The following is a 14,071-nucleotide window of genomic DNA, read 5'->3' as shown; positions in this document are numbered from 1 at the left end:
TTTTTTGTAGTATGGTTTTATGAAAAAAACTTGTTTTGATTCGACTTTTTAAATTATTGCTTCTAGAAATAGAACAATTACCAGAAAGCTCGGATTTAATAGTTTGATTACCATTGCATTACTTATCTTTTCATATAAATTTACACCCGTAAACCAAACACTCTACTCGATATGGCACTTGCAAAACAGTATGTAAAAAGCAAGCCTACAATTTGCAAAGTAACGTTTACGCTGCCTGCTGACGCTGTTAATGGCGCAAAAGAGGTCGCTCTAGTTGGTGATTTTAACGGCTGGGACGCGTCGGCTACTCCTCTGAAAAAACAAAAAGACGGATCTTATAAAACCACTGTCGAATTACCCGTAGGTCAGGAGACGCAATTCCGTTATCTGATTGATGGTGACCAATGGTTGAACGATCCGGAAGCCGACAAATTCATTGGCAGCGGTGTTTCATCCGACGACAACTCCGTGGTGGCTTTGTAATTGGCTCAGCCTGTTGGAAAAAGCAAGCCCGACCTTTTGGCCGGGCTTTTTAGATTGTCCCCTCTTCTAATGGCCTAAAGCCGCACTACATTAAACCGCGAAGCTGTCTGATTCGACGTAGGCTTTGATCAGCGCCATTTCGCCTTCTTTGCCGGGATAGGCGTTGCCGTGCTCCATGCCCCAGATAAACTCTTGGTTGCTGGCTTTGGCTTTGTCGTAACAGTGCTTGAAAACGTTTTTGTAGTTGATTTCGCCCGTTGTCGGTTCTTTCCGGCCGGGGTTGTCGCCAATCTGGAAATAGCCAATTTCGCTCCAGCACCAGTTGATGTGCGGAATGATATGACCTTCGTTTTTTTGCATGTGGTACACATCGAACAGGATTTTGCAGGCCGAACTGTTGACACCCCGGCAAATCTCGTAGGTCTGGTCGGAGGTGCGTAAGAACAGGTTGGGCGTATCGCTCAACGGTTCCAACACCATTGTCAGACCGTGGGGCTCCAGAATCTCGGCGCCCCGGCGCAGGGCGTCAATGACGTTACCGGTTTGAATACCGATGGGCAGATCGCGCTGGAAATCGCCGGGCACCACCGTCATGAATTTGGCATTGACCCGCTTGGCCACTTCTACGGCTTTTTTACAGCCATTCAGAAAAATATCAATGTACTCCTTTTTTCCGGCGGCCAGGGTATTGGCCCCGTTGCCGCCTTTATCGACCACAAAGACGCCCATTTTCATTCCAAGCCGGGCCATTTCTTTCGCGATTTTCTCCTGCTCCTCAACCGGCCGACCCATCATCCCGTTGTCTTCCAGCGCCTTGAAGCCGTTATCTGCCATGAACTTAAGCTGGTCGATCAGGTCTTTGCCGGCGCTGTTGGTAAACATCCCGAAGTGGGGGGCATACAACAATTTGAATTGGTTTTTAGCCATAGTCTGCGGTTGTGAGGACTCATTAGCAGCCAGAGCATTTCCGGCAAGGGTTGCACCAGCCAGCCCTAATGTTGATTTGACAAAATCGCGACGTTGAATCATTTTAAAGGAAAGGTTCTATTTACGTTTTAAGCTTGCAAGGTAATCTACTAAATCCACTAATTCCTGCGTCGTCATGTTTTCCTGCAAACCGGCCGGCATCATCGAACCGTCCAGTGGCTTCATCGATACGACATCGCTCATCTTATAGTCCGTCACTACTCCACCCGGAAATTTCATTTGCAGATCGGTTTCCGTTTTGCTGGAAATGATGCCCGAAGCCGTGCTACCGTCTTTGAATTTGACTTCAAAACCTTCGTAGCCGAAGCTAATCCCGGCATCGGGGTACAAGATAGCCAGATATTGTCCTTCTTTCGGCAACTTGCTGCCAATTTCCGATAATTTCGGTCCGAAGTCCATGCCGTCGCTGTTGATCTGGTGGCAGATGGAGCAGTTGGTTTTGAAAACCGTCAGGCCCCGGCCGGCGTCGCCGTTCATGGCCAGCAGTTCCGGAATAGCGGGCAGCTTTTTGCCGCCCCCGCCTTTGGCACCGTCCAGGTAGCTGGCCGCTTCGGTCCGCACTTTTTTGCGCCAGGTGGTAGCCACGCCCTGCACGGCGGCCGATTTATACTCGTCTTTAATCTGCCCGGAACGCAGCAGCTCCAGAATCAGCTCTTCCCCGTCGCCACTCCCCCCGATGGCCCGGGTGGCTTCCCGGCGCAGGGACGTCGGGCGTTTTTCGTCCAGCGCAACCGTTTTCAGAATATCGAGCGATTCTTTGCTGCCCACCCAGCGCAACGCCGAGGCCATTGTAATTGCGGCCTGCGGGTCGGATCCGTTGATAACGTCCCACACGAGTTTCCCCCCACCCTGCCGCAGCAGTTGGCGGATTGCATCGCGGCCAACCGGGCCGCTGGACTGTTTCTGACTCAGGGCCAGCAGTCGATTATTTTCGGAGCTGGGTTCGTACCGGTTGACCAGTTCAATGTATTCGGGCGTGCCGTAGGTTTCGCTTAAAAGCTTCGACAGAGCCGCCGTCGCTTCCGGCGAGTTCTTGACAAAACTCGGATCGAGGTGGCGCAGCGCCAGTTTGGTTACCTGAACGTCGGTCGGATTGTCTTTCACCAAACTCAGCAGTGCATTGGACTTTTCGGTGGCCCCCGGGTTGAAATCAAACGCCCGGAAATACCGTAACCGGCTTTTCAGGTCCGTCTGTGAATCGCCCGCCAGCCGCGCCAGCAGGGGAACCGCATCTTTGGTCCGCGCCCGCCAGACAATGTCTTTGCCAGCCGCCGTGCTCAACGGATTGGCGCCCGCGCGCTTCAGCCAGGCCGTATAGTAGGTATCCCACTGTCCCTCGGCACCAATGCCCAGCGCTTCCAGGTACCAGCGATCGTTGCCGTTGTGCTGAGCGGCCAGTTGCGCCCACAATTCCGGCGCGTCGGGCGACGGGCTCCGGCGCAGGGCGATGGCGCATTCCCGGCGCACCTGCGGATCGGGGTCGTTGACCAACTGCTTCACGTACGGTACCACGTCGCCTTTCATCTGCCGGGCTGCCCGCAGAGCCGCCATCCGTAGATTCGGGTTGCTATCTTTCAGGGCCGCTTCGACGTACTTCCTGCCTTTGTTGCCGTCCAGCTTGCTCAGCAGCCAGAGCGCGCGGGCTTTCATGCGCGGGTCCGGCGAATTTTTGTAGAGTTTTGCCAGGTCTTTTTCGGCTTTACCACCCAGATCGTGCAGTTTATTCCAGGCTGCAAACCGGATGGACATGTTCGGGCTTTGCAAGGCTTCAATGGCGCCGGCGGTGGTGGTCAGGTTGATGTTTGGGCGCTGGTAGGGCGTGTTCGGCGGAGCAATCCGGTACACCCGACCCCGGTTCTGATCCCCCGCCTGATGACCGCCAACGCCCGGGTCGTACCAGTCGGATATGATCAACGAACCGTCGGGGGCTACGCACACGTCCGAGGGCCGGAACCACTGGTCGCGTACGCCTTCCACTACGGGTACAATCGTGGCTTTGTACCCGGCTCCGTCGTTGGTTACCGGGTAAGCCCGCACGACATTCGGCCCGGCATCGCAGTGAATCATTTGCCCCTGAAAAGCCGGCGGCAACAGTTTTCCTTCGTAAACGATGATGCCCGTTGGCGATCCCGCCCCGGTTTGCAGCAGGTTCGGGACGACGCCGGGGTCGTTGAGGTGCCAGTGACGCAGCGGGATGGTTTCTTCGAGGTTGGTCCGGTTGGCCCGCCAGCCCGCCCCGGTCATTTCGTCGGTGTAGCCGTAATTACCGTATTCCATCACGTAATTAATCCGGACGCCCTTGTTGCCGTCGTCGTCGTTGTCCGACTGCCACATGGCCCCGTAGGAATCCAGGGCGACTTCGTAGTTGTTCCGGAAATTATGGCCCAGCACTTCCATCTCGCTCCCATCGGGATTACACCGAAAAACCATGCCCTGGCGGTAATTGGGGGAGGTGATTTCCTTGTTCGTCGAGCGGTCAAAAATGGGTTTGCCGTCTTTGTTCAGGATCTGGTTTCCCTCGTTGCCGAAGTTAAAATACCACTTGCCGTCGGGACCAAACACAAACGAGTGCATCCCGTGGTCGTGGTCGGCTCCGCTGATTCCCGTAAACAGCAACTCTTTCTTATCGGCTTTATCGTCACCGTTCTCGTCCGTAAACACATAAACGTTCGGGCTGTCGGACACGATAACTTTATTGCCCTGCACCCAGATGCCCAGCGGAGACACCAGCTCCGGGCCCTGATAAAAGGTCTTGGTTACGTCGGCCTGTCCGTCGCCGTTGGTATCCTCCAGAATCAGAATGCGGTCGCCTTCCGGGCGGGTCGGATTGCCGTTGATGCCGGCCCGGTAGTTGTACGCTTCGCACACCCAGACGCGGCCCCGCGCATCCACATCGATGTTGGTCGGGTTGGTCAGCATCGGTTCGGCCGCAAAAAGTTTCGCTTCCAGCCCCGGTGCCACGTTCAAGCTTCCGACGGCGTACTTCGGATCACGCTTATCATCGTCGGAAAGACGGGCAAAAAGCCGCCCCAGGTATTCACCGGAAGCCTGGTTCAGGTTATCGTTTTGCCAGGCGCCAACCAGAACGCCCCCGATGAGAAGACCGGCGGTCGACAGGGCCAGCGCCCGCCGGGGCAACCGGACATTTTTTAAGTAGCGAGATGGAATCATAAACTGCCCGTAAGGTTAGAAGAGTTGTAATAAATTGTGTAAATGTAGTAAGAAAACCGCACATTTTGCCGCACCAACCGGGGGCCTTCGTTTCCTGCGATGGAGCGTCAAACGGTCTGTAGCGGACCCTAAGCCGCATTGCTGATTGCTTTACTCCAGTAACGGGCGAATGGCTTTGGGGTAGTCGGCAAAAGCGATTTCCGGCTCGGCAATTTCCGGGTGCCACATTTTCTCCCACTCAAAACTGTAATACCCTTTGTACCCCCCGGCTTTCAGGGCGTCAATGGCCTCTTTCAACGGCGCAACGCCTTTACCGACCAGCGTGTACGCCGGTTTGCCGTCCACGATGTTGCCGTCCTTGATGTGCGTATGGCGAATGTATTTCTGCAACGTTTTGTACACGTCGGCGGGCGGCTCCTTGGTAACGGACCACATGTTGAAGATATCCCAGATCAGCCCCACGTTCGGATGGTCGGCCTGTTTCATAATCCGGAGCAGCACGTCTTTCCAGATCACCTGCCCGTGCGACTCCAGCAACACCGTCGTTTTGCCCTTCTGCGCATATTGGCCCAGTTCGAGCAGCCCTTCACTGATCAGATTGATGGTCTTATCGCGGTCCTGGTCTTTGGGTAGGTCGTTGGGAAATACGCGGATGTAAGGGCACTCAAGTTGCTGGGCCAGGTCAATAAACCGTTTGGCTTCGTCCAGATTTTTCTGCCGTTTTGCCTGATCCGCATCGTGCAGGGCCGCAGAAGCCCCCAGGTTGCAGATTTTCACTTTATGATCGGCAACCATCTTTCTGGTTTCGGCAATGCGGGCCGGTGTGCTGAACTCCGGGCATTTGGGTAGAAACAGTTCCCCCTGAATCCCCCGGATTTCAATGGCTTCGTAGCCTTCGGCCGCGGCCGTTTTAATGATTTGCGCCAGAGGCCACTTGGGGCAACCCAGGGTAGAAAACGCCAAACGCGGCTGGGCCTTTTTAAACGAAAAACCGAGCGCAGCGGCTCCGGCGAGTCCGGCGGTAGTTTTTATAAAAGTCCTGCGCGTAGTCATGGGTAAAAGCTTGTTCACGAGAAGAAACACGGTTCGGTTAATCAAGCTAGAAAGCGTTTCAGACGCAAAAACTAATGGTTTGAAATAAGATTGATTTCGGATTTCTAATTCATGCCGTACCGTCAGATTGTGACGTCTTATCTGGCAAATGAAAAAAGGAGTTTGTTTATTAACGGTTTCATCCAAACTCAAAGCCAATTAACCATTTTATGCCCCTCTCCTGGCAACTTTCCAACCAGCGCGCCCTGGTCACCGGCGGCACCAAAGGCATCGGTCAGGCCATTGTACAGCAGTTGCTCCAGTTGGGCGCCAGCGTATTTGTGGTTGCCCGGGATAACGAATTGCTGCAACAGCAATTGTGGGAATACCGCCAGAACGGCTTCTCAGTCGACGGTTTAGCCACCGACATCAGCCAGCCCGGTGCGGCCCAGGCCTTGATCGAAACCGTCAGAAACCGCTGGGGCCAGCTGGATATTCTGATTAACAACGCCGGAACCAACATCCGCAAACCAACCACGGATTACAACCCGGCCGAATTCGACCAGATTCTGAACACAAACCTCCGCTCGGCCTACGAACTGTGTCAGGCGGCTTATCCGCTGCTCCAGTCTTCCCAAACAGGCAGTATTGTGTTTGTCTCGTCGGTGTCGGGGCTAACGCACACCAGCAGCGGTTCGATCTACGGCATGACCAAAGCCGCCCTGCACCAGTTGACGCGGAATCTGGCCGTGGAGTGGGCGCCGGACGGCATTCGGGTCAACGCCGTAGCTCCCTGGTACATCCGAACTCCGCTGGCCGAACCGGTGCTGACCAACCCGGAGCGGCTCCAGAAAATCCTGACCCGGACGCCCCTGGCCCGGGTGGGTGAGCCGGAAGAAGTGGCAGCCGCCGTTGCCTTTCTCTGCCTGCCCGCAGCGGGTTACATCACCGGCCAGACGCTGGCGGTAGACGGCGGAATGACGGCCTGGGGCATGTAATAAAAAAGGGCGAAACCACTTTCGCCCTTTTTTACTCACCGTTAAAACCGTCTACTTATCCAGCACCACCACGTCGTTGATCAGGTAGCTGCCTTTCTCGGTCGTCAGGTTGTAGACTTTCTCCACCGTCCGCAGGTTTGACTGGACGCTGGCAACTTTCCAGGCTGCTACCGACTTCGTGGCCCCATCGAAGCGGTACAGCACGTCGCCGTTGCGCAGGTCACCCAGCTTTTTCGCCCCGGTTGCGGTTTGTACGGGGTGGTTGGCGGTCGCTTCCAGCAGAACGGGTTTGGTCAGGGAAACGCTGGCCGAAATCTCCTCGACCGGCACAACCCAAACGCCCGCAATGGCCAGATTCGGTTTTTCGTGGACGGTTACGCCCTGCACCCGCGTTGGAACGAGCAGGCGCGTTTTGGCATCGTAGGCCATCACCTCGTCACCGGCTTTTACGTCCTGAATGGCTTGGGTTTGCCGGTCGGCCAGTGTCACCACGGCGTCGGCGGGGAAGCAGAAGTTATATTCTTCCTTCTTCTTGTCGCCCCCTTCTTCTTTCGAGCCGCCCCCGCCCATCAGCAGGGCCATTTCGCGCGAAAGCACAAAACCGAGCGCCGACATCAGACCGGCTTCTTTTTCACCCACGTACTTCAGATCGTCGATGTAGGCGTCCCAAGCTTTGCGGTCGGCGCTGGCTCCGGGAATAACGAACGGCTTGGTTTCTTTGGTTTTACCGTTTTCGTAGACCGCCAGCAGCCCCAGTTCTTTGGTATCGGCGGCCGTGAATACCTTATAGAGATAGATTTTCCGCGGAATCCCGTCGCTGTAGTTGAAGACGTAAGCCGGGCGTTCCTCGTAGCGGTCCAGGATGTAATCACCGGACTTGAAATAGGTATCTTTTTCCAGATTACCCACCTTGATGGCCTTGATGGCTTTCAGTTGATCCAGCGACATGCTCGCGGTGGCAGTCTGCGCCCAAACCCGTTGGGAAACCAGTTGAACCACAACCAGGCAGCAGACAAGGAAACACGTACGAAACAGGGTAGTTTTCATGGATAGAAGTTAAATCGTTATTTTTTGGTGTATTCGCCAACGCGTGCGTGCAGTGCATCCACCACCCGCCGGGCGGAGGTAAACGCCCCGGCCATCCAGGCCGTCAGGTAGGTTGTGTGCTCTCCGGCAAAGTAAATATTGCCGTCCGGTTCGAGCAGGGCCGGGTAGTATTTCCGGCGAACGGTGTCGTCGTAAACCGCCCAGCCGCCTTCGTTGTACGGGATTCTCTGCCAGGCCAGCGAAAACGAGTTTTCAAATTCCTGCGGGTATTGCGGGTGAATTTTATAGCCCTGCTCCAAGGCCATTTTTTCGCGGGCCGCCAGCGTCAGGTCGCCCACGGCTTCGGCCCGGCTGTAGAAATTGTAGTATCCAATCAGAACTCCTTTCTGGCCCATCAAACCAAAGGAAGGATACCAGATCTGGTTGATGTCCATGTTAGTGCGCGAAATGCCGCCGTAAATCGCGTCGTCTTCTTCCCAGAAACGCCGTTTGAATTGCAGCCCGATTTTGCCCGTTTTCATGTACGGGATAAAATCAGCCGCCCGTTTGACTATCGGCGACAGGTCGGAATCAATTTTTTTCAGAACCGGTAACGGTAACGTGCAGACGCAGAATTCCGCCGTTAGCTCGGCGGACTTGCCGTCTTTCTGGTAAACCACCCGCACCCCGTTTTCGGTTTTGCGCAGCTCCTTTACCGGCGCGTTGAACTGAATCTTGCCCACGAGTTTTTTCTCCAGCGCTTTCGGAATGGCGTCCATTCCGCCGACGGGTTGCAACAGCGTCGAATGCTGCTCAAACGTGTAATCTCCGTTGTTGTAGAAAACGGGCTGCATGTACCCCGACCGCAGGTAGTCCGTCAACCCGTACGGATCGGTCAGATCTCCGGGAATGGCTCCCGCGCCGGGCGGGTTTTTGTAGCCCCGGCGGTTGGTCCCTTTGTAGAGCTTGCCGGTGTTCAGGTCGCCTTCGTTTTTCAGAAAATCAACCAGTTTTTCAACGTCTTCCTTGGTCAGTTGCTGGTCGAGCGAAGACTGATCGAGTGCCTTTGCCAGTAACTCACTGGTGTAACCGCGCAGGTCGCTGTGGTACTCCCGAATCCGCATCCGTTTGTTGGCCAATGTGCCCGTGCCACCTTCGTTGTAGAGCCAGGCCGATTCGTTGCCGCCGTTGAAAATCTCGAGCGGAACGCCCAGTTCGCGGCAGTAGTGCAGGGTGAGCTGGTGGTTGTGCGGAATCCGGGCCGCTCCGCCGTTAAAGTATTGACCAGCAGCAAATTTGCAGACCTGCTCCGGACCGCCCACTTCCGTTTCCTTCGTTCCTCCGCGAACCGTCCAGACCCGCCCCCCCGACCGGCTGCGGGCTTCGAGCACGGTGCAGTCGTAGCCGAGTTTTCCGAGTTCGTAAGCCGTAGTCAGACCGGCCAGACCGGCCCCCAGAACCACCACTTTGCGGGCTTTTCCGTCTTTGGAACCGTTGGCGGGTAAATTAAAGGCTTCGGCGGGCGCCGGTTTGAGCAAGCCCCAGGCTAGCAGAGTCGCGTAGGTGGCTCCGGTGGATTCAATAAAATTACGTCGGGTCATCTTTAACGAATGATGAATGATGGATGGTAAACGATGAATGAATACGCTCGCCCACCGTGTGGACGGCCCCGTCATCGTTCAGCATTGATCACTCATAATTGATCAAACTATTTTCTTGAACGCATCCATGAAAAGGCCCATTTCGTCCTGGGTACCGATGCTGACGCGGCAATAGGGCTGGGCGTTGTATTCGCGGGTAGAGGTTAGAATGCCGTTGCTGAACATCTCCTTTTCGAACGTCTTGGGTTTCATTCGAATCGGAAACAGCACGAAGTTGGCAAACGAAGGCACGTATTCGTAGCCTTTGTCTTTCAAGCCTTTGTAAAGAAAGTCACGGGCTTTGTCGTTTTCGGTGCGGCAGAAATTCTGCCATTCTAGGTCTTGGTAGCTGGCAATACCGGCCCGTAGCGTGGTCACGCTCGGGTTCCATTCGCCCCGGGAGTAATTCTGCAACTCTTTCAGGAATTTTTCGGGTCCGATGGCGTACCCCAGTCGTAGCCCGGCAAACCCGTGAATTTTGGAGAAGGTGCGGGTCAGGAACAGGTTGTGTCCTTCGGCCACCAGTTTGGGCAGGGCCGGGCGGTCTTCCGGCTTCAGAAAATCAATGTACGCTTCGTCGATAAAAACCGGCAGTTTGGGCGACACCTCTTTGCTGAACGCCACCAGTTCCTCCGCTGGAATAACCGTACCGGTGGGGTTATTGGGGTTGCAGATGTAGACCAGTTTGGTATCCGGCGTAATTTTCGCCTTCATGGCCGCCAGATCGTACCGATACTCCTTGGTCAGCGGAACGGCTTCGACTTTGGCACCGAATTTCTTGGCGCACCCCAGGAAATCGTCGTAGGTAAACTGGCTGGTTAGCACCGTGCCGCCGGCGCCTTTGGCCGCGCTACCGGCGAAATACACCGCCATCGCCGTCAGCAGTTCCGACGAACCAGCCGACAGCATGATGTTTTCCGGTTTAACGCCTTCGCGCTCGGCAATGAGCTTTTTCAGTTCCTGGCCTTCGAACATGGCGTAACGGTTTCCGGATTCGACCGCTTTTATAATGGCTTCTTTGGCTTTGGGAGAAAGGCCGTGCGGATTTTCGTTGAACGCAATCCGGGCCTTGATCTGGGGCATGGGTTCGCCCAGACGAGCGAATTCGTTGACTAACGTTTGTTCATGAAGTGCATTGGCGGCCACCGGATTCCAGACATCCGAACCAAGGGCGGCCCCACCGAACGAAGACCGGTTTACGGTTAGACCGGCGGTTAAGAGTGCGCCCGTGCGTAACCAATTTCTGCGGGTAATGGGTAGGTTCATAGGTCTGTAAGTTTTTGTACTAAACTACGACGTTATTTTATTATTTCCGAATAATACCAAATCCAATTTCGTCTTTTCAAAAATAGTAAAATTTTATAAATGCCCTCTCAATTAACAGTAGATTTATATTCTTTTTCAATTTACTTCAAAAACAGGTTTGAAATCAGAGTCATTTTTGAAAATTATGTACGATTTGTCAGGAAATAGCTTTTTAATTAGAGTTTGGCTTAGTCGAGTATATGTTGTTTCGCAGCGTTAAGCAGAGGATAGCAGAGTTGATCAGAGTGCTCTCCACTGAACTCCGCCAAATGGTTAGGCTCTAATGCCGAGGCAATAAAAAAACCTCCAGTGCACAAGGCACTAGAGGCTGAGTATATTAACTGACTTGAGTCTTTCTATTTTCGATAAATGAGTTGCGCTTTACCCGCATTGGTGCTGTCAAGTGAAAAATTAACCAGCTCCGAAGATAACTCTTCTATGTTTTTATTCTTCGTGTACGTATAGACTTCATCAGCGCTACCGTCATCATATTTAAGCGTCAATTTGTCATTTGTGTACGTCCAGGTACCGGAAAAATCGCCAACGGCAAATTCCTGCCGATCGTTTCTTACAAATGTATTATCACTGTATACATCCAGACGAGAGCTGTAGAATTGCAAATAATATAGATCAAGCGTCAAATTGTTCAGGTTTGCACTTGTAAAACCGGACGTTCTAACGTGATTCAGATCCCAACGACCAACTACGACAGGCGGGGGCGTTGGATCATCGTCTTTATTACAAGATGCCAGGCCAGCTGCAAAGACCACTACTGAAATAAGATAAAGTAAACGCTTCATAATGCTTAGTTTTTGTTAGGTATTAAGTTTTAGTGTGATCGGATGAGATGACCGTTGGAAACGTAAGCTACGAAAAAAACCGGCAGGTTGTCATCTTCCAGCGCCAAAGCCCGAATTTTCTCTTTTACCATACGGTATAAACCGCCAAATTGTTGCGTCGTGAACTAATTTTCCCAAAAATACCGCAAGTCCTCTGAGCGTTTCACCGCAAACCGGGCCGCGGCAATACCGGCAAACTTTCGTTGCCTTCTTCGCTAACAGCCTGTACCGCAAAGAAATAATTATCTTTGGAGTACGGCAGCGTCAGGCCCAGCTTGTCGGTGAAAAACTTTTTCTGCCAGAACGGCCAGTGCGTTTCACGCATCAACACGTAATACCCTTTGATTTTTCGGCCACCTAAACTTCCGGCTTTTGGGGCCTGCCAGAACAAGGTTGTCGCGTTGGTCAGGCTGCGGGCTTCTACGGTTACGTTCTGCGGCATGGCGGGCGCTTTGGCCAGATTCGCCAGGACCGACAGGTTCATGGCAGTATTTTTCCGGAGGTAGTCGAAATCCATAAACTTTACGTAGTCGCCGTACTCCACGCCGTCCTGGGTGCGCAGGTCCTGGTGCTGGTGGGCAAAATTCTCGTTCATTTCCGTAATCCGGACCGCCGGGAAGCCGCGCGTCACAAACGGCGTATGGTCGCCCCCGCGCAGGTAACGGTCGTTGCGGTACACCATCACTACCTCCAATTGATCGACATACCGTTCGCCGACTTCTTTCGTATACCGGGCCAGTTGACGGGCTTTGCCGTCGTTTTCCAATCCGTACTGCCGGATGGTAGCCGCAACTGAATCGGTCTGATAGCCCGGTAGTCCCTCGCTGAACACCCGGACGCGCGTGTTATCGGTGATTTTGGTGTCGGAGCTGTTGTTGGAGCCAATGATGTCGTTGTTCAGCAGCGCTTCCAGATTCCACTTTTCGTCTTTGGCCCGTTGCGCCAGGTGATTGGCGCCCAGCAGCCCCTGCTCTTCCCCGCTCACCGCCACAAAGATGATGGTGGCCGGAAATGGCACCTTGCTCATCACGCGGCAAAGCTCAATAACGGCGGCCGTTCCCGAACCGTCGTCGTTGGCACCCGGCGCGTCGGCGGTGCGGTTCATGACGTCGGTCACGCGGCTATCGATGTGTCCACTCACCAGAAAAATTCGGTCGTCGGCCGGATCGGTGCCTTTGAGCGTCGCCATGACGTTGCCCATCTGCGTCACCTGGTCAACGCGTTTGCCGTCGGGTTGCAGCGTCCAGGAATCGATCTGGGCCGTCAGGCGCCCGCCCGACTGTCTGGCGTACTGCTGGAATTTGCGCAGTACCCACTTTTGAGCCGCAGCCAGCCCCCGTTTCGGATCATTGGGGTTGCTCAGGGTGTGCCGCGTTCCGAAGCTGACCAGGTTGGTGACGTGCGACCGCAGGCTGTCTGCCGACACCTCTCCAACCAACTGCGCAATAACCGGGTCGCGGACAACGGTCGTCTGCGATTGGGCGGCAAAGGAAATCAAACCCAATGCAAGCGGAAGAAAAACGTTTTTCATTCGAAAGTGTAAAGTAGTGAATTAGCGCCCCGTCGGGTGAGAATGCGTCTTACCGATGGTCTTTTGGCTGGCCGGGTGCACAGGTAACTTTTCGTCAGAATGCGAAACCGATCTGGGGTGCTTTAGCAAACGGTTGGTTCCAGGACGAGCCGAAAAAATCAGCGCAAAGGCCAGCAGGATGGACGCACCGATCGACCAGAATGCAATCCGGCGGGTAGGCAGTTCAACCACGGGCCGGTAGAACTCGCGGGTCTCGTCTTCCGAAAATAAAATCCGGAATGGCCCGCCCGTCTCCTCTTCCTGTGGTTCCCGCCAGTTCATAATCGTTTCGTTAAGCTCAGGCCCAGGGCCGTATGTGTTGTTCCGTTAATGGGTTGCGCCGAAAATCCAAAACGAGCGCTGGCCAGCGACCGGTTGTATTCGTTCACCGCTTTTTTAACCTGTCCATTGCCAATCAGGCTCAACCCCAGGGTAACTCCGATGGAGCCAAAGTAAACCGTCCAGTATTCGCCCGAACGGGTTGAGGTGGTCCGGGGGCGGGTCAGTATGTAAATCAACGGCACCACCGCCACGGCCTGTCCAACCGTCGATAACGTCCGGAAAGTCCGGAAATGCCGGTTGACCGTTGCGTTGTTCAACTCATTAAACGGTATTTCCATCGAATGGGGGGATCGCAGCCGCTTTCCCCCGTAGAAATAAGCGCCGTACGATCGCTCGATGGGCTTCAAATGAGCCGGAACTGCAGCTCCGGGGCGATCGATCGTAGGATCGTCGGGCCGTTGAGCCAAAGAGACGTTCCCAAAAACAAGACAAAACAGGATTAGACAAACAGCGCGCATACTAAATTAACGGACATTTTTGGTATTCTGCCCGATAATAGGAAAAAGGCGCGAAAAAAAGCAGTCCTCACAACAGAACTGCCCTCTTTCGTGATTATATTCAAATTAATTCGATGCTGTGGGACGAATTTTACCACCGACTTTTTGGCGCTAAACCGGCGTATGTAAACGCTTACTGAATTGCACTCATTGGGTCGCTGAGCCGATCTTTCTACCCGCA

12 protein-coding genes are annotated in these 14,071 nt (G+C 54.1%); 2 read left to right on the top strand and 10 right to left on the bottom strand.

The features are described 5' to 3' along the window. Window positions 1-171 precede the first annotated feature (171 nt). Complete coding sequence (locus tag OQ371_RS16080) at window positions 172-483, top strand: isoamylase early set domain-containing protein (RefSeq protein ID WP_265989142.1); 312 nt, start codon at window positions 172-174, stop codon at window positions 481-483. Between the two features lie 90 nt (window positions 484-573). Here the strand turns inward: OQ371_RS16080 and OQ371_RS16075 are convergent, their stop codons facing one another. The 3 genes from OQ371_RS16075 to OQ371_RS16065 form a co-directional block, all read right to left on the bottom strand. Next, window positions 574-1,509: a hydroxypyruvate isomerase family protein gene (locus OQ371_RS16075; protein ID WP_265994321.1), complete on the bottom strand. Its 936-nt coding sequence runs from the start codon at window positions 1,507-1,509 to the stop codon at window positions 574-576. Window positions 1,510-1,527: 18 nt separating this feature from the next. Next, a complete protein-coding gene (locus OQ371_RS16070; protein WP_265989141.1) occupies window positions 1,528-4,641 on the bottom strand; it encodes a PVC-type heme-binding CxxCH protein in 3,114 nt (1,037 codons plus the stop codon). 150 nt (window positions 4,642-4,791) lie between these two features. Beyond that, window positions 4,792-5,694 carry a sugar phosphate isomerase/epimerase family protein gene (locus OQ371_RS16065; protein WP_265989140.1) on the bottom strand — a complete coding sequence of 301 codons (903 nt, stop codon included), beginning with the start codon at window positions 5,692-5,694 and terminating at the stop codon, window positions 4,792-4,794. Window positions 5,695-5,903: 209 nt separating this feature from the next. On the opposite strand from OQ371_RS16065, the gene OQ371_RS16060 reads away from it, so the two are divergent. Further along, window positions 5,904-6,671: an SDR family oxidoreductase gene (locus OQ371_RS16060; RefSeq protein ID WP_265989139.1), complete on the top strand. Its 768-nt coding sequence runs from the start codon at window positions 5,904-5,906 to the stop codon at window positions 6,669-6,671. 51 nt (window positions 6,672-6,722) lie between these two features. On the opposite strand, the gene OQ371_RS16055 is transcribed toward OQ371_RS16060, so the two are convergent. The 7 genes from OQ371_RS16055 to OQ371_RS16025 form a co-directional block, all read right to left on the bottom strand. After that, entirely contained in the window at window positions 6,723-7,718 is a 996-nt protein-coding gene (locus tag OQ371_RS16055) for a Hint domain-containing protein (protein WP_265989138.1), read from the bottom strand. Window positions 7,719-7,735: 17 nt separating this feature from the next. Then, a complete protein-coding gene (locus OQ371_RS16050) occupies window positions 7,736-9,298 on the bottom strand; it encodes a flavin monoamine oxidase family protein (RefSeq protein ID WP_265989136.1) in 1,563 nt (520 codons plus the stop codon). A 102-nt stretch (window positions 9,299-9,400) separates the two neighbouring features. After that, the gene (locus OQ371_RS16045; protein WP_265989135.1) at window positions 9,401-10,603 is read right to left on the bottom strand and encodes a pyridoxal phosphate-dependent aminotransferase; all 1,203 of its coding nucleotides are present in this window, start codon (window positions 10,601-10,603) and stop codon (window positions 9,401-9,403) included. Between the two features lie 395 nt (window positions 10,604-10,998). Beyond that, window positions 10,999-11,442 (bottom strand): lipocalin-like domain-containing protein, encoded by a 444-nt coding sequence (locus OQ371_RS16040; RefSeq protein WP_265989133.1) that lies wholly within the window; start codon window positions 11,440-11,442, stop codon window positions 10,999-11,001. Window positions 11,443-11,644: 202 nt separating this feature from the next. Beyond that, window positions 11,645-13,012, bottom strand: a complete 1,368-nt coding sequence (locus OQ371_RS16035; protein ID WP_265989132.1) for a M28 family metallopeptidase — start codon at window positions 13,010-13,012, stop codon at window positions 11,645-11,647. A gap of 21 nt (window positions 13,013-13,033) precedes the next feature. Further along, window positions 13,034-13,333 (bottom strand): hypothetical protein, encoded by a 300-nt coding sequence (locus OQ371_RS16030; protein ID WP_265989131.1) that lies wholly within the window; start codon window positions 13,331-13,333, stop codon window positions 13,034-13,036. Then, a complete protein-coding gene (locus OQ371_RS16025; protein ID WP_265989130.1) occupies window positions 13,330-13,800 on the bottom strand; it encodes a hypothetical protein in 471 nt (156 codons plus the stop codon). Before OQ371_RS16025 ends, OQ371_RS16030 begins: the two co-directional genes overlap by 4 nt. Window positions 13,801-14,071 lie beyond the last annotated feature (271 nt).

Origin of the sequence: Larkinella insperata (assembly GCF_026248825.1) — a bacterium.
GTDB classification, from domain to species: domain Bacteria; phylum Bacteroidota; class Bacteroidia; order Cytophagales; family Spirosomataceae; genus Larkinella; species Larkinella insperata.
This window is presented reverse-complemented; position numbering and strand designations above follow the sequence as displayed.